Below are 21,357 nucleotides of genomic sequence, written 5' to 3' on the forward strand. Positions count from 1 at the left end.
ATCCTTTCCCAAAATTAATTTATGGAATTTTTATTTCATTATTTTAAATGTTCAGATACTTCAGGCCATGCTTCATCTAAAACTTTTTTTGCTGATTTAAAGGCACCTTGGGCAGCATATTCAATTCCCTTTTCCACAATAGGATCTGATATTGTCTCAACACCTATGGCTCTAGGGCATACCCCGTGTTCTTTTAACATGCGTACAAATCCTACAGTATCCCCATAACCTTCTCCTGGGAACAGACGGTCATGCATTGATTCATCCCTCAATATCTTTTTAGGATATGGTCTGTCATGAACATCACAGATTTGTATTGAAACTATTTTATCTGCAGGAACAGATTTAATCATGTCAAAAGTCTGGTTTGCTCTGGCCCAGTGCCATGTATCACAAATAAGCATGGCATTTTTTCTGCTGCATGCTTTAACTGCACGCCATGCAGAAGCTAAATCAGGAACTCCGCTGTACGGCATGAATTCAAGACCTATCATAATGTCTCCTGCTCGATCACAAAGTTCTCCAAGGGCAGTTGCAATTTGTTCATCGGAAAGTTTTTCCATTAGCCCGCAGTTAATGTGTTTTACATTAAAAAGGTGTGCCATATGGTATATTGTTTGTTCTTTTTCCTGCTGCTGTTTAGTTCTATCTTCTTTAGTACCCCACTGAGTTATATACTCAACTTCGGTGACTTTTATTTTATATTCATCAAGTATTGCCAGCATGTCTTCATCAGTTAAGCCTTCTTTTTTAGCATCTACGTAATTTTCAGCACGTAAACCTATACCATCAAATCCAACCTTTGCTGCGGCTTTAACTCTATCTCTAAATAACACCTCAGTTCCCAGTGTATATGAACTTATTGTAATTGGTGGATATGAATTTGTATTAATCTTTTTTTCCATAATATATTATTCTCCTTTTCGTTAAGATAATTATGATAGCTTGTAATTTTAATCATTTTAGATAAAAATTACCTAAAGACATCAGAATAAGATGCTTATGTGCTATTAATTGTCAATCTTTTTAAGTTCTCAAAATCGTGTTTTTAACTTAAATTATATATTTTGCATGATAATTTAAAGAAATATATGTAAGTTAAATTTTATTACTAATCGATTTCATCAGAACTATGAGTTTATTATATGATATAAATTTAACAAAAACAAATTGATAATATTCTAATAATCTATAGATTTTATATATAGTTCCTGTTATAATTGGTACTAGTAATATAGATGTATTATGAAAGTGGTGTACTAAATTGAATTTATATCATTTGCGTTATTTTGTAACCCTGGCACATTTGGAACATTATACTAAAGCTGCAGAGGAATTAATGATTACGCAACCCAGTTTAAGTCATGCTATAGCTCTACTAGGAAAAGAACTTGGAGTTTCCTTATTTGAAAAAGACGGCAGGAATGTAGTGCTTACAAAATATGGAAAAATATTCTTGACCGATGTAGAGAAGGCATTGGAAATTTTAGACTCCAGTGTGAAAACGTTAAAAATGATTGGAAATGGGGAAGGTATTGTTGAACTTGCTTTTCTTCGTACTTTAGGGACGGACTTTGTGCCGAAGATTACCAGGGATTTTTTACAAGAAAACAAGGAAAAGTCTATTGAATTTCACTTTCACACAGGTGTGACAGGGGATATTATAGAAGGACTTAAATCTAGAAAATACGATATTGCTTTTTGTTCTAAGATAGAAGAAGAGCAAAGTATAGAGTTTATACCAGTTGCAACGCAAGAACTTGTATTGATTGTTCCAAGTAATCATCCTTTAGCTGATAGAGATGCCATAGATTTGATAGATACGATTTCATATCCTTATATATTTTTTACTAAAAAAAGTGGTCTTAGGCCAATAATTGATAATTTATTTGCTCAAATTGGTAAATTGCCTGAAATTGCTTATGAAGTTGAAGAGGATCAGGTAGTTGCAGGACTGGTTTCTAAAAATTTTGGTATAGCAGTAAGCCCTAATATGCCTATGCTTAATTCCATGGATTTAAAAGTTATTCAAATACTAAGTCCCAGTTGGGAGAGGAAGTTTTATCTAGCAGTAGTGAAAGATAAATATTCCACACCGGTAGTTCAAAAATTTAAAAATTTTGTTATAGAATATACAAAGTGAAAATACTTAATTTAAAAACTAGCCATGAAAATATAAACTATGGCTAGTTTTCAGATTAATTCTACTTTTTATAAAAGCTTTTTATAGCATTACATACAAAGTCTACTTCCTCTTCTGATATTTCAGGATATATAGGTAGTGCCAGTATTTCTTCACATATTTTTTCCGATACAGGAAAATCTCCCTTCTTATGTCCAAGATAGCTGAAACACTTTTGGAGGTGAAGGGGGATAGGATAATATATGCTGCAGCCAATTTCTTTCTCTTTTAAATACGCACAGAGCTCATCTCTTTTTTCTGTGAGTATATTAAATACATAATATACTGGATGTTGATCATTTTTAATTTTAGGAATTTTTATGTAAGGAATACTTTTTAGCCTTTCTTTATACCAGTTGGAGACTATATTACGTTTTATTATGGAATTGTCAATGTATTTCAATTTGACAAGCAATAATGCAGCTTGAATTGTATCAAGTCTTGAATTATAGCCTATATAATCATAGTGGTATTTTTTCGAGGCTCCATGAACTCTGAACATTTTCACTTTTTCAGCTAGATCAGAATTATTTGTAATTATCATACCTCCGTCTCCATAACCACCTAATGTCTTAGTGGGAAAGAAAGAAAATACCCCTAAATCTCCTAGGGTACCTGAATGTTTGTAGGTAGTACTGTTATTTCCTTTCCATTTCATACCGAAGGCTTCGGCAGCATCTTCAAGTACACTAAGATTATTTTTTGAAGCTAAATCCATTATTTTATCCATATCTGACATTTGACAAAATAAATGTATAGGTAGTATACCTTTAGTATTTGAATTTATTTTTTCTTCAATCTTATCTGTATCAATATTAAAGGTATCCTCATCTATATCTACAAAAACAGGTTTTGCATTATGTTTAACTAAGCAGGAGGTAGATGCAAGAAATGTAAAAGGTGAAGTTATTACCTCTTTACCATTTTTAAAGCCTAGTATATCAGAGGATATGACTAAAGCATCTGTACCCGAAGCTACAGAAATAGCATGTTTTGCACCAGTATATTCTTCTATGGCTCTTTCAAGATTTGAAACTTCTTCCCCCAATATAAAGTTTCCTTTTTCTAAAACATTTTGTATAGCCTTGTTAAACTCCTCTTTTTTTTCATTATATTCTCTTTTAGGAGTATAAAAATCAACTTTCATTATTTATTTCACCTTCTCTACTACTTTTATAAGCTCTTTTACCACATATTCAGCATCTTCTGGAAGGAGAGTTGAATAAAGTGGTAGTGTTATTTCATTGGCATATTGTTCATAGGCATTTGGGTAATCTTTTATGGAATATCCAAGGGATTTATATAAGGTAAACATAGGCAGTGGTATAAAGTGAACATTAACTGCTATGCCTTTTTCTGCAAGTGTTTTTATAATTTCATCTCTTTGTTCTTCTTTTAATTCTTTAATCCTAAGTGGATACAGGTGATAGGAGGTTTCCATGTTCTGATTTTCTTTAAAAGGAAGTATGGCCCATTCTTTTTGTGATAATATGCTTGAATATATTTCAAATATTTTTTTGCGCCTTTGAAGCATATTATTATATCTTCTAAGTTGAACTAATCCAAGAGCAGCATTTATGTCTGCCATATTACATTTATATCCTGCTGTAACTATGTCATATTTCCAGGCACCTGCTTTCATTTTGGATAAGGCATCCTTTGATTGGCCATTAAGGGAATTCAATTTTAAATCCTTTAATAAGTTTTCTTTTCCAAATAAGTTATTATTGTTAAAGGTTATAGCTCCCCCTTCTGCTGTAGTCAAATTTTTTACTGCATGAAAAGAAAATACATGGGCATCTAACTGGCTGCCTACCCTCTTTCCTTTGTATGAAGCTCCAAGGGCATGGGCAGAGTCTGATACGAGCAGTATATCTTCACGATTTTTAAGTTTTAGAACTTGTCTTAGAGCATCATAGTCTACAGGCACTCCTGCAAAGTCTACAGAAAAAATGGCTTTTGTATTTGGAGTAATTGCATCATATATCTTATCTATATCTATAGAAAAGTTATTCTTTTTTACATCCACCATAATTGGTTTTATACTTCTTTGAATAGATACGGCTGCAGTAGATGTATAGGTATAAGGAGTGGTTATTACATCATCTCCATCTTTAATATCAAATACTTTTAGTAGAAGTTCCATACCACAGGTGGCACTTGAAACTGCTGCTGAATAATTTGCACTGCAGTAGTCAGCTAATTTCTTTTCAAATTCAGCAGTTTTAGGTCCAGAGGTTATCCATCCTGATTTTAAAACTTCAGATAAAGCATCAATTTCGTCCTGGGTAATATCAGGAGGAGAAAAGGGAATTTTTTTATTCATAAATATCAAATCCTTTCTTTGGGCAGTCAACAAGAGTAGTGAACATACAGGTAATCAAATGCATTAAATCAATTTATTCTTTTGTTCCCTGAAAGAAACCTGTGTCTTTTGTTATATAAATATATCCATTTTTATTTATTTCAGACTTTAAGAAACCTTTAAGATGATGGATTTTATTTTGATCAAATGCATTTTTAGCATTTCCTGGCATGGAGAATATGTAGTCCATAAGAGGTTCAATAATTGTCAACTTTAAATTATCATTATATCGTGTTAGTGTTACATTTTTAAACCATGTGGAGATTTTATCCAATCCGTTTTCAAGCTGAAAGTTTTCTGTAAGGTTCCAACTATTTGTAGTTATATTTTGTAAATTAGCTCTTTTAACAATTTCTCTCATTTCTTTCATATGATTTTTTCCAACTGTAGAAGCATAAAAATATCCTTTAGGTTTTAAAGTTCTATAAATTTCTGAAAGAGCTTTATCTACATTAGTAACATGGTAGAGCATATGGTTTGCGATTACTACATCAAAACTGTTATCTTTATAAGGAATATGCTGAACATCTACAATGTTAAACTTAAATCTTTTTAAATTTAACGTGAGATTTTTTTTAGTGTCCTCTAGCATTCCAGGAGAAAAATCAGTGAGAGTTATATCCCATCCCTCTGGAATTTTATCTAAATTTTTTTGCCACAATCGTCCATCACCACAGCCTAATTCCAATATGGAAACTTTATCTGGAAGATTTAGATGATTAAAAAACCACTTCATCCAACCCTGCTTATTGGTACTAAAAAGTTCATGAATTTTTATTCTAGATCTTAAATTAGAGGCATTTTCATATTGTTCCATCCACTTCTGATCTGTGTTTATTATGTTTATTATATTTAAAAATTTATTCCAATTGAATTCTTTTTCACTGTCCATCATGTGTACCGCTTCTTCTATGGACTTGATTACAGCTTCTATGTGATATATCTTTTTTTTCATTATTTTTTTCTGTATTTCAAGAGATTTTTTTAAATCTCTGTGATTTACGTCATAGTTCATTATTTTTGATATATCTTCTAGTGAAAGTCCTATGAATTTAAGCGTAAGTATTTTTTGCAGCTTACTGAAGTCCTCAAAGTTGTACAGTCTGTGGCCATATTTAGTATAAGAACAGGGTTTTAAAAGTCCTATTTTATCATAATATCTTAGAGTTCTTAAAGTAACCCCTGATTTTTCAGCAAATTTACCAATGGTGAATAGATTAGATTTTTGCGTACACATTAGTATCACCTCTACCTAAACTATTGTACCATATGACGTAAGGTAAGGCGCAATAGATTTTTAAAAAGTATATTGTAAAATGAAAAGGTAAATTCTTGTTTGCACTACTTAATTCGTGTTTCGAGATTTTAGTCTTGCACGATATTTGCTACAATGAAACCTGGTTAGTGGATTTCCTCCATAATAACTGGAGGTATAATTATGTGCAAAGTGAAAAAGTTTGATTGTAAACACTTAACTACTACACAACGCATTAAAATTGAAAAAGGGTTAATGGATGGTAAATCCTTTGCATCCATTGCCAGAAGTATTGATAAGCATCCAAGTACTGTTTCAAAAGAGGTAAAAAAATACCGTTACTTTCCACGAAGAAAGGATCCGAAAAAAGTGCTACAGTGTGCTCATTTTAAAAGTTGTCAGATGCGCTTCCTCTGCCAGAATAAAGATTGCGTCAGACCATGTAAACTCTGCTACGATACAAAGCTTGGCATTAGACAGTGTTCCCTTATTTGTCCTGACTATCAAGAAACCATCTGTCCTAAACTTCAAAAGGCACCCTATGTCTGCAATGGCTGCTTGAAATTTCGTCGCCGTTGTGAGTTGCAACATGCACTTTATTCGCCCCAGCAGGCTGATGAATCTTCTCATGACCTTCTGGTCTCTTGTAGAGATGGTATTAATCAATCACCCGCTGACATTGCCTTGCTTGATGAGCTTATTTCTCCCTTACTGAAGCAGAGCCAATCACTCGCTCATATTTATGCTCATCATAGTCATGAAATCCCTTGCAGTCGGAGGACTCTTTACAATTATATTGACAGGGGAGTTTTTACTGCCAAAAATATTGATTTAAGAAGAAGTGTTCGTTACAAAATTTCAGATGCCTATTTGCCATGCTTGAACTCATAGAAACAGACATCTTTTACTTATTATACTGCCAGTTCCAGCTCTGGTAATTAGAAAAAATCTGACGTAAGTTCTGCATTATCAATGGCCCGGTGAAAAGATGAATTTACTTTTTCATTTAACCATATTTTATAAAAATGACAACAGAATAATAAAAATAGGTATCGGATAAATAAAATGGCTTATTATTGAATATAAACTTATTATATGGTAATATCATATAAAAGTAATGGAAGTCTTATATAATAATGTCGGATATAGTATTATTTTTTAAATAAAGAGTTATAATTTAATTAATAAAACTTTTATTATAAACTTTTAGTGTGTTTTTTATTAAAAGAGGGATAAGAGCTATAGCCTTCAAGAGTTTGTATGGTTTTTTAAGAAGGGCATTTGTTTATTCAAAATGCCTTTTATTGCGAGCATAGAATTTAATTCTATAGCTGCAGGTAAATGGTTAATTGTCTATAATTGGGCTGAATTGTCTTAAATATAAAAATAAGTTTTAGAAAAGGAAGGTTGTTTATGGGAGATAATAATAATTCATCAAATTTTATTAAAAATATAATTATAGAAGATTTAAAATCAGGAGAATATGAAAAGGTAGTAACTAGATTTCCCCCGGAGCCTAATGGATATTTGCACATAGGTCATGCAAAATCGATAGTCTTGAATTTCAGCTTGGCAGATGAATTTGAAGGAAAAGTTAATTTAAGGTTTGATGATACCAATCCTTCAAAAGAAGATGTGGAGTATGTAGAATCAATAAAAGAAGATGTAAAGTGGCTTGGATATAATTGGGATAATCTATGTTTTGCTTCTAGTTATTTTGAACGAATGTATGAATATGCTGTTTTTTTAATAAAAAAGGGAAAAGCATATGTATGTGATTTGACCGCCGATGAAATAAGAGAATATAGGGGTACTTTAACAAAACCAGGAAAAGAAAGCCCTTATAGAAATAGGGATGTAGAAGAAAATTTTAAGTTGTTTGAAGGTATGAAAAATGGAGAATTTAAAGATGGGGAAAAGGTTTTAAGGGCAAAAATTGATATGGCTTCTCCCAACATAAACATGAGAGATCCCGTATTATATAGAATAGCTCATGCAAGTCATCACAATACTGGAGATAGATGGTGCATATATCCTATGTATGATTTTGCTCATCCCTTAGAAGATGCTATTGAAGGAGTTACTCATTCTATATGTACACTTGAATTTGAAGATCATAGGCCTCTTTACGACTGGATAATACAGGAGTGTGAAATAGAAAATAGACCTAAACAAATAGAATTTGCTAGATTAAATATGACAAATACAGTTATGAGTAAGAGAAAACTTAAACAGCTTGTAGATGAAAATTTTGTAGATGGATGGGATGATCCACGTATGCCGACCATTGCAGGTTTGAGAAGAAGAGGATTTACTCCAGAATCTATTAGAAATTTTTGCAGGGCAATAGGGGTGTCTAAAGCTAGCAGTATAGTAGATTCTCAGATGCTTGATTATTTTTTAAGAGATGATCTTGAGAAAGAAGCTCCTAGGACTATGGCTATATTAAATCCTCTTAAGGTCGTAATAACTAATTATCCAGAGGGAAAAACAGAAACTTTTAAAATTGAAAATAATCCTGATGATGCCAGTGCAGGAGTTAGAGAAGTGCCTTTTTCAAGAGAAATATATATAGAACAAGAAGATTTTATGGAAAATCCACCTAAAAAGTACTACAGATTGTTCCCGGGGAATGAAGTCAGGTTAAAAAGTGCTTATTTTATAAAATGTACTGAAGCAATTAAAGATAAAGATGGAAATGTCATAGAATTACGCTGTACTTATGATCCTGCATCAAAGGGTGGAAATAGCCCCGATGGAAGAAAAGTAAGGGGTACGCTTCATTGGATAAATGTAGATACTGCAATTCCAGCAGAAATAAGGCTTTATGAGCCTTTGATATTGGAACAGCAGGAAAAAGAAGGAGAAGAAGATTTATTTTTGGATCATGTTAATCCGAATTCTCTAAAAGTTGTAAAAGGTTTTGTAGAACCTGATATGAAACATGTAAAATCTGATGAAAAATTTCAGTTTTTTAGACACGGATATTTTGTTTTAGATGGAAAATGTAGTAAAAATGGTGAATTAGTATTTAATAGGATAGTGTCTCTTAAAAGTTCTTTTAAGATACCAGAGAATAAGTAAATAAATTAAACCATTCACTTAAAAAAATTTAAATTTTGTTTATAATTAATTTAGATAAGAATATGATGAATGGATTATTAATGAAATTATATTTTCTTATGATGTGTATAAAAATGGAATGATATAGGTGTTGGCTCAGGATAAGTCTTTTGTAGCATATGGGGTTGGGAGATAGATGTTATGAATAAATATGAATATAGAATTAAAAAGAATAAAATTATTAGAAGAAGAAATAAGATTCTTACTGCAGCTTTTACTTTAATGGTTTTTTCTTGGGGGTTTTACATAGGAAATAAACTTGCTTCTCAAAAAAATACTGAACAAAACGCAGTAGTGGCACAGACAAAAGAACAGGATGCATTAAAGAAGAGGTTCACTACTTCCCAACCGCCAGGAGAGTACAAGCCTTGGGAATTTAAGAGAGAAGATGGTAAAAAAGTGGCATATTTAACTTTCGATGATGGTCCTTCTATAAACAATACTCCAGAAGTACTCAGAATATTAAAAGAGAATGATATAAAGGCAACCTTTTTCTTAATCGGTCAAAATGCTGAGAAGTATAGAGAATTAGTTAAACAAGAAGTAAAAGAAGGACATGTAGTGGGTAACCATACTTATAGTCATAGATTAAGATATAGAGAAGACCCATCAGTGTTTGTAGGGGATGTAAATAAATGTGATTTAGTGTTAAAATCAATATTAGGACAAGATTACAATTTAAAACTGTTAAGATTTCCAGGAGGATCTTTTACTACAGCACATTTAAATATGCAGCCTTTTAAGGATGCTATTACGAAAGAAGGATATCATTTTGTAAATTGGAATGATATGACGGGAGATGCTAATGGAAATAATTTGCCTGTAGATATTCTTATGAATAATTTGAAGAAGTATACTACTGATAATACGGTGGTGATTCTGATGCATGATGCTCCAGCAAAAACTACCACAGTAGAAGCTCTTCCAGAGGTAATACAATATTTAAAATCTAATGGATATATTTTTGAAACTTTAAATTAGCAATGATATAGTTTATGAATTATTTATATATATGTGCATAAATTAATTAATTTATGCACATATATATTTTTAAATCATAAATTATAATTAAGTACGTAAAATAATGGTAAAACATACTTTAATGTTAATTAATAAATTATTTGGAGGTAACTTCTCTTATGTGTGGAATTGCAGGATGGATTAATCTAAAAGAGGATATTTCTAAAAATAGAGATATAATTTTAAATATGACAAATACGTTAAAGGAAAGAGGTCCTGATGATCAGGGATATTATTTTTCCAAAAATGTGCTATTAGGCCATAGAAGACTTATAGTGGTAGATCCTTCAGGCGGCGCTCAGCCTATGTCCAAAAGTGTAAATGGGAAAAAATATATAATTGTATATAATGGGGAACTTTATAATACTGAAGATTTAAGAAAAGTATTTATAAAACAAAATTATTCTTTCAACTCATATTCAGATACGGAAGTACTGCTCACTAGTTATATACATTGGGGAGTAGATTGTGTAAAGCATATAAATGGTATATATGCTTTTGCAATTTGGGATGAAATTGAAAATAGATTATTTATGGCAAGGGATCCTTTGGGAGTAAAACCTTTATTTTATACAATAAGAAATAACTCTCTTTTATTCGGCTCGGAAATTAAAACACTTTTAGTACACCCTTATGTAGAACCAATAGTAGATAAGGAAGGATTAACTGAAATATTTGCTCTGGGGCCTGCAAGATCTTTAGGGGGAGGTATATTCAAGGATATACATGAAGTACCTCCAGCTAATTATGGAATATATACAGAAGATGGGTTTAAATTAAGAGAATACTGGAAGCCTGAGTGCAGGATTCATAATGAAGATATAGAAACTACAGCGGAACATGTAAGAAGTCTTTTGGTAGATGCTATAAAAAGGCAACTGGTAGCAGATGTTCCCATTTGCACATTCCTTTCAGGAGGGCTTGATTCCAGTGCAATATCTGCGGTGGCAGCTTCGGAATTTAAAAAACAGGGAAAAATTTTAAAGACCTATTCTATTGACTATGAAGATAATGATAAATACTTTGAAGCAAATGATTTTGAACCTACCCCTGATAGAATTTGGGCCTTAAAAATGTCAGAATATATAAATAGCAATCATCATGGAATTATAAATACTAGTGAAAATTTAGCCAATGCATTGTATAATTCTGTAAAGGCCAGTGATCTTCCAGGGATGGCGGATATCGACTCATCTTTATATCTTTTTTGTAGGGAAATTAGAAAAGATAATACTGTGGCTTTATCAGGGGAGTGCGCAGATGAAATATTTGGTGGGTACCCATGGTACAGAAGGCCGGAAGATATTAATGCTCATACTTTTCCATGGTCTAAATCTGTAGGTGCTAGAAAAGAAATTCTATCTCATGAATTAAAGTCTCTGAATCTGGAGGAATATTTAAAAGAACAATATGAAAGCAGCATAAGGCAGGTTCCTCACTTAGAGGGAGAATCAAAATTAGAACATCGTATGAGAGAATTATTTTATTTGAATATTAAATGGTTTATGATTACTTTATTAAATAGAAAAGATAGAATGAGTATGTCAAATAGTCTAGAAGTGAGAGTTCCTTTTGCAGACTATAGATTGGTAGAATATGCTTTTAATATACCTTCTGAAATAAAATTTTATAAAGGCAGAGAAAAAGGATTATTGAGAAAAGCCTTAAAAGGAATATTACCAGAGGATATTATTGAGAGAAAAAAGAGTCCTTATCCTAAAACCCATAATCCTGAATATACTAAAAGGGTTCAAAAATGGATGAAAAATATAATGAAGGATAAAACATCTCCTATTCTTAATCTTATAGATAAAAAATCAGTTAAGACTTTAATAGAAACAGGAGGAGCTTCTTTTAAAGCTCCTTGGTTTGGACAGCTTATGAGAGGGCCACAATTGCTGGCTTATTTAATACAGGTTAATGAATGGCTTAAGGAGTATAAAGTTAAAATAGAAATATAATAAAGATAAAAATATGCGGTGCTTATAGTATTTTAGCTATAAGCACTGCTTGTTTTTTATAAGATTATTTTTCATCATCTAGAAAATAATTTTAAATTACTATTGATTTTTTAAAAAAATGATATATAATAAATGCTAACAGATAATAATTATTGAATAGGAGGTATTTCTAATGGCTAAAAATTTTTATGATGCGGTGAAAAATAGAAGAAGTATTTATGGTATAAGTAAGGAAAAAGTTGTTTCTGATGATAGAATAATAGAGATAGTTGAAGGGGCTTTAAAAAATGCACCCTCGGCGTTTAATTCTCAAACTGCTAGAGTAGTAGTTCTTTTAGGACAAAATCATGATAAATTATGGGATATTACAGAAGGAGAGCTTAAAAAAAGAGTTCCGGCTGAAAGATTTTCAAAAACAGCAGAAAAGATTCAATCTTTCAGAAGCGGTTATGGTTCAGTCTTATTCTTTGAGGATGAAGATGCTGTATCTGAACTTGAAAAGAATTTTCCAAGGTATAAGGAAAATTTTCCAATATGGTCCCAACAAGGTTCTGCAATACTACAATATATAATATGGACTTCATTAGAGGTAGAAGGATTTGGAGCTTCAATTCAGCATTATAATCCTCTTATAGATGAAGAAGTAAAGAAAACATATAATATACCAGATAATTGGAAATTAATTGCACAGCTTCCATTTGGAAAACCAACTATACCAGCCGGAGAAAAAGAAATTAAACCATTAAAGGATAGATTAAAAATATTTAAGTAAATGTAAAAGCAGCTTTCTTACAAAAATTTGGAGGAAGTTGCTTTTTATATGAAATTTCAACAGTATATTTTTATTTTAACAAGTATTTGTTTATGTTTTTATGCCCATTGTGTTAAAATAAATTATAAATCTACATTATATTGGGGGGCATTTTATGAAAAATATACATTTTGAAGTTGGATATGAAATAAAGTATGCAAAGTTAAGTTTAAATTCAATATCTATCTACAGGGAACTACTGAGAGATAGGGTAATCTTGGGATTAACAGATTTTCTTGAACTTATTTGTCAGGGTAAGATACATATAGAATCTGTTATCAGGTTATACAATGAATTCTTTTTTATGTTGGTACATAAAGGATATTCTTCTTTAGAAGAATATATTATAGATGAAATAATTTTTAGTGAAAATCCATTTTCAAAAGGAGCAGAAAACAAAAGTTTTAATAAATTTGAAAATTCCATCAAAAGTGCTGCAGCTAATGATTTAGAGAGTTTAAGGTATATTGCAAGATTGAATTTTTCAAATATAAAACAAATGTTATTGAACTATTTTCAAAATGATGAGTTTAAAGAGATAATAGAAAAACTTCCAGAATTGAAGGATACAAATGATTTTAAAGAACATAATTATGCTAATCATATAAGGAATTTAAAGAAAAAGTTTCATTACAGTAGTAATTGGAGTGAATGTATAGAAGATCTTCAAAAGTTTCATGAAGATTATGGCTGCGGCATGTTTGTTCGCTATAGAGCTTTTATATGGGAATATATTGATGGAAAAGGAGAATTTAAAGGTATTGAAAAGCCAGATCCTATTGGCCTTTCAGATCTTGTGGCCTATGAAAGAGAACGTTCTATAATAATAGAAAATACCATTCAATTTCTTAAGGGCTTTCCTGCGAATAATGTTTTAATACATGGAGATCGTGGAACAGGCAAATCCTCTACAGTAAAAGCTATACTTAATAAATATTATACAGAAGGATTAAGGATGGTTGAACTTCCAAAAGCTTATTTAAAGGATTTTGCGGATATAATAAGAGTTTTGAAGACTAGAACTCAAAAGTTTATTATATTTATAGATGATTTGGTATTTGAAGACAATGAAGGGAGTTATACCGCCCTTAAATCCATACTTGAAGGGGGACTTGAGAATAAATCGCAGAATGTATTAATATATGCTACTTCTAACAGGAGACATCTTGTTAAAGAGTATTTCAATGAAAGAGGTGTATTTCCTTCTCCTAATTTTAGTGAAGAAATTCATGGAGGGGACAGTGTTCAGGAAAAGCTTTCACTGGCAGATAGATTTGGAATAAATGTAGTATTTGTATCTCCAGATAAAAATAAATATTTACAGATTGTAGATGGAATTGCTAAAAATAGGAATTTAAAAATAGATAGGGAAACATTACATAAAGAAGCTCTTAAATGGGAAAGATGGTATAATGGACGTTCGGCAAGGACTGCCAGACAATTTATAGATTGGATAGAAGGTCATGAAAGGACAGAAGATTATAAAGTTTAAAGGTAAAACTCAGGAATCAATTTTAGAATTCCTGAGTTTTATTTTTTGTTTCTATAATAATAAATCTATTATATGTTTATACAATATTTTTCTCCCATTTTTACAGGATAATAGGATCTTTTGGCTTTTCTAAGACCTTCAATGCCTAAATCTTGTTCTCTATTTATATATTTAACGTCGGATAAATAATTTTCTACAAAGGTTTTATTAGTAAAAGTGTATATTCCCCGTATAGAAGAACTTCCCTTTTCTATGTGAATAATTGCCATGTTGGAATTTACTTTTTCCCCTATGGTAAAAGCAGATATTTTGTTATCTACGTATACAGCCATTGCCTTTAAATTTAATTTTTCCATGTTAAATACAATTTCTTTAATACCTTCTAATTCATATTTTAAATATTTATTACCACTGTTTTTTTGTTTATACCAACTTTGGGCTGCACTTATAATGTCTGTTTTAACTTCTGAATCATAGAAATCCTTAACGGTATAATTATAGGTTTTTATAAAATAATTATAATGATTTTTTTTGGAATGAAGCTTTTTACCAGATAAGGTAATAAGTTTTTGAGTGGTGTAAATATAATCAAAATTATTTATATCTGGTTTTGAATGGACAGCCTCCCCATAGATTTCTTTTAAATCACTTAAAAATTTTCCTTCAGCATCTTTAAATAAATAGGGCATATTATTTTCTTCTTTATATTCTGTAAGTTTTTTTATTATATTTTTAATATTGTCTTTGGTATATCCTATAGGCTGCATAAAGTGGTAATTACCATTGAAGTCTTTTTTCTTTATAATAAGAGCATTATCATATATGGTATATGTGATATCACATCCTTTTCTCCATATAATTAGACTGGTGAAAGAATATTCGCTTGTATCAAAATTATAGTTAACTAAATATTTATCAAAAATGCTTTTATCGTCAATAGTTATAGGTTTAAATATAAGCATAAAAATTCTGCAACTTAATAAAATAGTGCATACATTAAAAAATGGAGCACATTATTCTACTAGCAGTATACCTCCTTTTAGTATTTTGTATTAAGTTTCCATTCTGATCTTAGTATGCCATAAAGGTACATATCATACCTAATTCCATCTCTATGAATAAATTCCCTATAGGTTCCTTCTTTTTTAAACCCTAATTTTTCATATAGTTTTATGGCTGGCGTATTATAAGATAGAACAGTAAGTTGTATTCTATGAAAATTTAACTCTTGAAAACCAAATTCCATGGTAAGGTATAGTGATTCTTGTCCTATACCATGTCCCCTAAAGTCATCATCCCCTATACCTATGTATATTGTTGCAGTACCATTATTCCAAAGTATATTTTCAAATCCTGTAATTCCAATTATTTTATTCTGTCTTATAGAGTTCACAGCAAAAATGAATTTATCGGAACTTTCTTTTGAATTTTTTATTATACTTTTTAATTCTTCCAAGCTTTTTGGAAAAGCAGCTGTGACATCAAAGTTTCTTAGAAATAATATGTCATTATACCATTTTTCCAGATAATTTAGATGCTCTTCTTTAAAAGAAGTAAGAAATACATTAGAACCTTTCAGCAAATTTTTAATCAAGACGTACTCACCTCTTATCAAATGATTCGGAGGTTCAGATGGAATTTGCTATAGAGAAATGTTTTTTCCATCTGAACCTTATTAACAGTATTCTTAGTGTCTTTAGCATTTAAAATACGTTATCCTTTAGGGAAAGAATTTATCCGGCTGCGCTTATCTCCCATTTTAAAGACCATGGAAGTATTAGCCATGGCAGCGTTGGGATAAAAATTAGAACTAAATAATAATGACTTTTTTGACATAACTATTATAACTCATAAGCTGTATAAAATTCAATTTTGAAATGAGTGGGATATTGTTTATTTTTTATATATTATAATATATTTTTATTTACTATTATATGAAATTAATATAAACTTTAATAATATGTAAAACCTTTCTAGGTTAAAAAACTTAATTTACTAAATCAATAAGTGATATTTTTATAAAGGGCTGATGTATGTGAATGTAAACTACCAAAATGAATTGAATAAAATCATAGATAAAATTATATATGAGAAAAAAACTCCTTCACTATTGCTTCACAGCTGTTGTGCTCCCTGCAGCAGTTATGTATTAGAATATTTATGTAATTATTTTTATATAACGGTTTTTTATTATAATCCTAATATATATCCTTATGAAGAATATATAAAAAGAGTTAAGGAACAAAGAAAATTTATTCTCAATTTTAATACTAATGATAAAATAAATTTTATAGAGGGTTCCTATGACAGTGAAAAATTTTATTTTATATCCGAAGGACTTGAAAAAGAGAAAGAAGGTGGTCTAAGGTGTTTTAAATGCTATAAATTGAGACTTGAGGAGACGGCAAAACTTGCTAAAGAGGCAAATTATGATTATTTTACTACTACTTTAACCATAAGTCCTTATAAAAATGCACAGAAATTGAATTGTATAGGAAAAGATTTAGCTGATAAATATAAAATTAAATATTTGTACTCAGATTTCAAAAAGAAAAATGGGTATAAAAGATCTATTGAACTTTCTAAGGAATATAATTTATACAGACAAAATTATTGTGGTTGTATATTTTCTAAAAATGAGCTATCATAAGGTATTAATTTAAAGGTTGTTTATAAAAAGTATAACAGATAAGGAATGGAGGAATAAAATTGCAGTATAATTTTGACCAAGTTGTTTCTAGAAGGGATACCCATTGTGTTAAATGGGATTTCAGTAAAAAACAATGTGAGGGAAAATATATTATTCCTATGTCTATAGCAGATATGGACTTTGAAACTGTACCTGAAGTTAAGAAAGCAATAATTCAAAGAGCGAATCAGGGCATTTATGGATATACAAAAGTTAATGAGGGTTATTATGAGTCCATAATGAACTGGATGATGAAAAGGCACAGTTGGGAGCTAAAAAAAGATTGGATTGTTGTTAGTTCAGGGGTTGTTCCTGCTATAAATAATATTATAAAAGCTTTTACTCACCCAGGAGATAAAGTTATTTTACAATCACCAGTTTATTATCCTTTTTATAAAGCTATAGTGAGAAATGGCTGTGCAATAGTAGATAATCCTCTCAAGTTTGTTCAGGGAAAGTATTATATGGATTTTAAGGACTTAGAGCATAAGTTAAAACATCCTCGAGTTAAGCTGCTAATATTATGCAGTCCTCATAATCCAGTTGGAAGGGTATGGACTGGAGAGGAATTAAGAAAGTTAGGAGAAATGTGTATAAAAAATAATGTACTTATAGTATCTGATGAGATTCATTCAGATTTGGTATATAAAAATTATAAGCATATACCTTTAGCTGCAATATCAAATGATATTAGAGAAAATTCTATAATATGTACTGCACCAAGCAAAACTTTCAATTTGGCGGGTCTACAGGTCTCAAATATAATTATACCAAAGGATAAATTAAGACGGGAATATATTATACAACTGGAGAATGCAGCAGCATTAAGTATTAATTTATTTGGTATGATAGCTTGTGAAACAGCCTATAAATATGGAGAAGGATGGCTGGATCAGCTTATAGATTATTTATATGAAAATAAAGAGGTTGTAAAAAAATATGTAGGGGAAAGAATACCTAAACTTAAAATTATTGAACCGGAAGGTACTTATTTATTATGGATAGATTGCAGAGAATTAGGTATGAATGGAATGGAGCTTAAAGATTTTATGCTTACCAGAGCGAAAATTCAGTTTAATGAAGGATTTACCTTCGGAAAAAGTGGAGAGGGTTTTGAAAGAATGAATATTGCTTGTCCTAGGGATGTTCTAAGAGAGGCTTTGGGAAGAATTGAAGAAGCTGTAAATAATTTGTAATAAATTTACAAATAGTATAATTGATTATACTATTTTATTTTTGGAGGGGTTCTTGTGTCAGAAATAGCAGTAAAAGTTACGAGAGGATCTTTAGTTGAAAGTATTCATAGAGCAGATATAGCTGTAGTAAACAGTAAAGGTAAACTCCTTTATAGTTTGGGAAACCCATATAAGATTACATATATGCGTTCTGCGGCAAAGCCAATACAAACTTTAAATGTTATATTGTCTGGAGCCGATGAAAAATTTTCTTTTACGGACGAAGAAATAGCCATAATGTGTGCTTCTCATTATGGAGAGGATTTTCATAGAAAAACCGTAAATAACATACTAAAAAAGATAGGACTTGGCATAGATAATCTGTTGTGTGGTTCCACTTTGTCCCTCAATGAGGAATATGCTGAAAAACTGCTATGGAATCATGTGGAAATAAATCCTTCTTATACTGACTGTTCTGGAAAGCATTGTGGAATACTTTCCATATGTGTTTTGAAAGGGTATGATATAAGTAGCTACAATCTTTTGGAACATCCTGTACAAAAAGAAATAAAGAAAATAGTATGTAAAGTTTGTTCTGTGAAAGAGAACGGCATAATTGTAGGTGTAGATGGATGCACTGTGCCCATTTTTGGAATGCCGCTTTATAATATGGCACTAGGATTTTGTAAAATGGCCAACAGCAGTGTATTTACAGAAGAGTATAAAAATGCTGCTGATAGAGTATTTAAGGCCATGACAAGGGCACCGGAGATGGTAGCCGGAACGGGAGGTTTTTGTACCGAACTTATGAAAAACACCGGAGGCAGACTCATAGGAAAACTTGGCGCAGAGGGAGTATACTGTATAGGAGTAAAAGATATGGATTTAGGTATAGCAATTAAGATAGAAGATGGTAGTACACGAGCTTTATGGCCCACAGCAGTTAAATGTCTGGAAGATTTAAAAGTTTTAAAGGAAGAAGAAAAAAGAACTTTAAGTAAATTTAAAATTAAGGATAATATTAACAATATAAAGGAGAAGATAGGAGAAATATTCCCTGATTTTCGTTTGAATAAAAATTAAAAATTAAATTTTTAATTTTATTGAAGCAAGAATGAAATGTATTTCGTCTAATATGTATCGAGGAAGTATTGTTTTGGATTAAGTGGGCGTTATTATTTATAATATTGCCTGCTTTTGTTTTTATGTAAAAATACATCCTATTAAATTTCATAGAAATTTAATAGGATGTATTTGATGAAATCGGGGGTTCTCATTTTTAAGTAAAATTATTGTACTGTTCAGCTTAGGTTATTATTTTGAAGAGACATTAACTAATATTAATAATAACATAATATCATATGATATTCAATATCATTAAATAATATTATTATAAAAAGAAAAATATATATTATGAATATAGTATAATGTAATTTAGAAAGGTGGGATTAAAGTGAATATAATAACAAGATTTTTAAGTTATTATAAACCATATAGATTTCTATTTTTTACAGATATGGTTTGTGCATTTTTAGTTTCAATAGTAGATTTATCTTTTCCTTTAATTTTAAGTTATCTTTCAAAGAATTTTTTTATTAGGGATAAAAGTGTAGTGTTGGAAGGGCTGATTTACATAGGCATAGCATTAGTGGCTATGTACATATTAAAATATTTTTGCCAATATTTTATAGCTTCCTGGGGACATATTATGGGAGCTAGAATGGAAAATAATATGAGAAGTGATTTGTTTAATCATCTTCAAAAGCTGTCATTTTCTTATTATGACAATAATAACACAGGACAGATGATGTCAAGACTTGTATCTGATCTTTTTGATATATCGGAACTTGCACATCATGGACCAGAAAATGTATTTATATCCCTCGTTAAAATTATAGGTTCTTTTGTAATATTATTATTTATAAATGTTAAAATGACATTAATTTTATTTTTAGTTACTATAGCTATGGTAGTATTTTCAGTATGTAAAAATAAAAAAATGCAGTATATATTTTTAGATAACAGGAAAAAAATGGCAAATATAAATGCATCAGTTCAAGATAGCCTGGAAGGAATACGAGCGGTGAAGTCTTTTGGAAATGAAGATTTGGAAGAAAGAAAATTCAGTAAAAATAACGATGAATATCTAAATTCCAGGGCAGATAGCTATAAAGTTATGGGAGAATTTATTGCAGGCAATTCTTTTTTTCAGGGGATATTATATGTTTCTATAATAGTTTCTGGAGGTATATTTTTCACTGAAGGTTCTTTAAGAATATCAGATTTAGCAGTATATGCATTATATGTAAATATTTTTATAAATCCTATAGATATACTTATTAATTTTGCAGAACAATTTCAAAAAGGTTATGCTGGCTTTAGGAGATTTATGGAGATAATAGAAACTGAACCAGAAATAATTGATAGTAAGGATGCTGTAGTACTTGAGAATGTAAAAGGCGATATAGAGTATAAAAATGTATATTTTAATTATCATAGTAAGCACAATGTGTTGAATAATATAAATGTAAGTATAAAAGCTGGCGAAAATATTGCATTAGTTGGTCCTTCTGGTGCAGGGAAGACAACCATATGTTCTCTGCTTCCAAGGTTTTATGATGTGACAGGAGGTGCTGTAACAATAGATGGAAAAGACATAAGAAATTTAACTATTGAATCTCTTAGAAATTCTATTGGAATTGTACAGCAGGAGGTTTATATGTTTTCTGGTACTGTAAAAGAAAATATAAAGTATGGAAGGCCAGATGCTTCTGATGAAGAGGTAATAAAAGCTGCAAAAGAGGCCAATATTCATGAATATATAATGACATTACCTAAGGGCTATGATACTTATATAGGTCAGCATGGAGTAAAACTTTCAGGAGGCCAAAAACAAAGGATATCTATTTCAAGAGTGTTTTTAAAAAACCCTCCTATATTAATATTGGATGAGGCAACATCCGCTTTAGATAATGAAAGCGAGAGATTTATACAAAATTCTCTTGAAAAACTCTCTAAGAATAGAACTACAATAGTAATTGCCCATAGATTGAGTACCATAAGAAATGCAGACGAGATAATAGTAATTGATAATGAGGGAATCAAAGAGAGAGGAAATCATGAGGAACTTTTAAGAAAAAAAGGATTATATTTTTATTATTATAATATGCAGTTTCAAGGATTAAATTCTGTATCAAACTGAATAAATAAATCATATAATAAAATTAATTCTAAATTATAAAAATTAACTATTGACAAAAGAACTAAAAAATTATATAGTACTA

The 21,357-nt window shown here is 30.4% G+C and carries 18 protein-coding genes; 11 read left to right on the forward strand and 7 right to left on the reverse strand.

Going from position 1 to position 21,357, the window contains the following annotated elements; translation table 11 throughout:
- Nucleotides 1-38: 38 nt before the first annotated feature.
- Entirely contained in the window at nt 39-905 is an 867-nt protein-coding gene (locus tag CKL_RS05000; RefSeq protein WP_012101390.1) for a sugar phosphate isomerase/epimerase family protein, read from the reverse strand.
- A 359-nt stretch (nt 906-1,264) separates the two neighbouring features.
- On the opposite strand from CKL_RS05000, the gene CKL_RS05005 reads away from it, so the two are divergent.
- A complete protein-coding gene (locus CKL_RS05005; protein ID WP_012101391.1) occupies nt 1,265-2,143 on the forward strand; it encodes a LysR family transcriptional regulator in 879 nt (292 codons plus the stop codon).
- Between the two features lie 61 nt (nt 2,144-2,204).
- Here CKL_RS05005 and CKL_RS05010 read toward each other — a convergent pair whose 3' ends face one another.
- From CKL_RS05010 to CKL_RS05020, 3 genes are all read right to left on the reverse strand, one after another.
- A complete protein-coding gene (locus tag CKL_RS05010) occupies nt 2,205-3,329 on the reverse strand; it encodes a DegT/DnrJ/EryC1/StrS family aminotransferase (protein ID WP_012101392.1) in 1,125 nt (374 codons plus the stop codon).
- 3 nt (nt 3,330-3,332) lie between these two features.
- Complete coding sequence (locus tag CKL_RS05015) at nt 3,333-4,508, reverse strand: DegT/DnrJ/EryC1/StrS family aminotransferase (protein ID WP_012101393.1); 1,176 nt, start codon at nt 4,506-4,508, stop codon at nt 3,333-3,335.
- Between the two features lie 73 nt (nt 4,509-4,581).
- Nucleotides 4,582-5,784 carry a MerR family transcriptional regulator gene (locus CKL_RS05020; RefSeq protein WP_012101394.1) on the reverse strand — a complete coding sequence of 401 codons (1,203 nt, stop codon included), beginning with the start codon at nt 5,782-5,784 and terminating at the stop codon, nt 4,582-4,584.
- A gap of 201 nt (nt 5,785-5,985) precedes the next feature.
- On the opposite strand from CKL_RS05020, the gene CKL_RS05025 reads away from it, so the two are divergent.
- The 6 genes from CKL_RS05025 to CKL_RS05050 all read left to right on the forward strand — a co-directional run bounded on the left by CKL_RS05025 (nt 5,986) and on the right by CKL_RS05050 (nt 14,209).
- Entirely contained in the window at nt 5,986-6,693 is a 708-nt protein-coding gene (locus CKL_RS05025) for a helix-turn-helix domain-containing protein (RefSeq protein WP_012101395.1), read from the forward strand.
- 522 nt (nt 6,694-7,215) lie between these two features.
- Complete coding sequence (locus tag CKL_RS05030) at nt 7,216-8,886, forward strand: glutamine--tRNA ligase/YqeY domain fusion protein (RefSeq protein ID WP_012101396.1); 1,671 nt, start codon at nt 7,216-7,218, stop codon at nt 8,884-8,886.
- A 180-nt stretch (nt 8,887-9,066) separates the two neighbouring features.
- A complete protein-coding gene (locus tag CKL_RS05035) occupies nt 9,067-9,906 on the forward strand; it encodes a polysaccharide deacetylase family protein (protein ID WP_012101397.1) in 840 nt (279 codons plus the stop codon).
- A 158-nt stretch (nt 9,907-10,064) separates the two neighbouring features.
- Complete coding sequence (gene asnB, locus CKL_RS05040) at nt 10,065-11,906, forward strand: asparagine synthase (glutamine-hydrolyzing) (RefSeq protein WP_012101398.1); 1,842 nt, start codon at nt 10,065-10,067, stop codon at nt 11,904-11,906.
- Nucleotides 11,907-12,078: 172 nt separating this feature from the next.
- Nucleotides 12,079-12,678 carry a nitroreductase family protein gene (locus CKL_RS05045; protein ID WP_012101399.1) on the forward strand — a complete coding sequence of 200 codons (600 nt, stop codon included), beginning with the start codon at nt 12,079-12,081 and terminating at the stop codon, nt 12,676-12,678.
- Between the two features lie 154 nt (nt 12,679-12,832).
- Nucleotides 12,833-14,209 carry an ATP-binding protein gene (locus CKL_RS05050; protein ID WP_012101400.1) on the forward strand — a complete coding sequence of 459 codons (1,377 nt, stop codon included), beginning with the start codon at nt 12,833-12,835 and terminating at the stop codon, nt 14,207-14,209.
- Nucleotides 14,210-14,277: 68 nt separating this feature from the next.
- Here CKL_RS05050 and CKL_RS05055 read toward each other — a convergent pair whose 3' ends face one another.
- The 3 genes from CKL_RS05055 to CKL_RS21490 all read right to left on the reverse strand — a co-directional run bounded on the left by CKL_RS05055 (nt 14,278) and on the right by CKL_RS21490 (nt 16,045).
- Nucleotides 14,278-15,171 (reverse strand): DUF2156 domain-containing protein, encoded by an 894-nt coding sequence (locus CKL_RS05055; RefSeq protein ID WP_012101401.1) that lies wholly within the window; start codon nt 15,169-15,171, stop codon nt 14,278-14,280.
- A 77-nt stretch (nt 15,172-15,248) separates the two neighbouring features.
- Nucleotides 15,249-15,803: a GNAT family N-acetyltransferase gene (locus CKL_RS05060; protein ID WP_012101402.1), complete on the reverse strand. Its 555-nt coding sequence runs from the start codon at nt 15,801-15,803 to the stop codon at nt 15,249-15,251.
- Between the two features lie 119 nt (nt 15,804-15,922).
- Complete coding sequence (locus tag CKL_RS21490) at nt 15,923-16,045, reverse strand: hypothetical protein (RefSeq protein ID WP_278184184.1); 123 nt, start codon at nt 16,043-16,045, stop codon at nt 15,923-15,925.
- Nucleotides 16,046-16,238: 193 nt separating this feature from the next.
- On the opposite strand from CKL_RS21490, the gene CKL_RS05065 reads away from it, so the two are divergent.
- The 4 genes from CKL_RS05065 to CKL_RS05080 all read left to right on the forward strand — a co-directional run bounded on the left by CKL_RS05065 (nt 16,239) and on the right by CKL_RS05080 (nt 21,275).
- Nucleotides 16,239-16,859, forward strand: a complete 621-nt coding sequence (locus CKL_RS05065; RefSeq protein ID WP_012620304.1) for an epoxyqueuosine reductase QueH — start codon at nt 16,239-16,241, stop codon at nt 16,857-16,859.
- 59 nt (nt 16,860-16,918) lie between these two features.
- Nucleotides 16,919-18,094: a MalY/PatB family protein gene (locus CKL_RS05070; RefSeq protein ID WP_012101405.1), complete on the forward strand. Its 1,176-nt coding sequence runs from the start codon at nt 16,919-16,921 to the stop codon at nt 18,092-18,094.
- Between the two features lie 54 nt (nt 18,095-18,148).
- Complete coding sequence (locus tag CKL_RS05075; protein ID WP_012101406.1) at nt 18,149-19,156, forward strand: asparaginase; 1,008 nt, start codon at nt 18,149-18,151, stop codon at nt 19,154-19,156.
- 370 nt (nt 19,157-19,526) lie between these two features.
- Nucleotides 19,527-21,275, forward strand: a complete 1,749-nt coding sequence (locus CKL_RS05080; protein WP_012101408.1) for an ABC transporter ATP-binding protein — start codon at nt 19,527-19,529, stop codon at nt 21,273-21,275.
- The last annotated feature ends 82 nt before the right edge of the window (nt 21,276-21,357 follow it).

The sequence above is a fragment of the Clostridium kluyveri DSM 555 genome (assembly GCF_000016505.1).
Taxonomy (GTDB): domain Bacteria; phylum Bacillota; class Clostridia; order Clostridiales; family Clostridiaceae; genus Clostridium_B; species Clostridium_B kluyveri.

Bases quoted from the DNA above. Each gene is read 5' to 3' on its own strand.
- CKL_RS05010 (WP_012101392.1), bottom strand. From the start codon at position 3,329: ATGAAAGTTGATTTTTATACTCCTAAAAGAGAATATAATGAAAAAAAA.
- asnB (WP_012101398.1), top strand. From the start codon at position 10,065: ATGTGTGGAATTGCAGGATGGATTAATCTAAAAGAGGATATTTCTAAA.
- CKL_RS05050 (WP_012101400.1), top strand. From the start codon at position 12,833: ATGAAAAATATACATTTTGAAGTTGGATATGAAATAAAGTATGCAAAG.
- CKL_RS05020 (WP_012101394.1), bottom strand. From the start codon at position 5,784: ATGTGTACGCAAAAATCTAATCTATTCACCATTGGTAAATTTGCTGAA.
- CKL_RS05000 (WP_012101390.1), bottom strand. From the start codon at position 905: ATGGAAAAAAAGATTAATACAAATTCATATCCACCAATTACAATAAGT.
- CKL_RS05030 (WP_012101396.1), top strand. From the start codon at position 7,216: ATGGGAGATAATAATAATTCATCAAATTTTATTAAAAATATAATTATA.
- CKL_RS05015 (WP_012101393.1), bottom strand. From the start codon at position 4,508: ATGAATAAAAAAATTCCCTTTTCTCCTCCTGATATTACCCAGGACGAA.
- CKL_RS05035 (WP_012101397.1), top strand. From the start codon at position 9,067: ATGAATAAATATGAATATAGAATTAAAAAGAATAAAATTATTAGAAGA.
- CKL_RS21490 (WP_278184184.1), bottom strand. From the start codon at position 16,045: ATGTCAAAAAAGTCATTATTATTTAGTTCTAATTTTTATCCCAACGCT.
- CKL_RS05045 (WP_012101399.1), top strand. From the start codon at position 12,079: ATGGCTAAAAATTTTTATGATGCGGTGAAAAATAGAAGAAGTATTTAT.
- CKL_RS05055 (WP_012101401.1), bottom strand. From the start codon at position 15,171: ATGCTTATATTTAAACCTATAACTATTGACGATAAAAGCATTTTTGAT.
- CKL_RS05025 (WP_012101395.1), top strand. From the start codon at position 5,986: ATGTGCAAAGTGAAAAAGTTTGATTGTAAACACTTAACTACTACACAA.
- CKL_RS05065 (WP_012620304.1), top strand. From the start codon at position 16,239: ATGTATGTGAATGTAAACTACCAAAATGAATTGAATAAAATCATAGAT.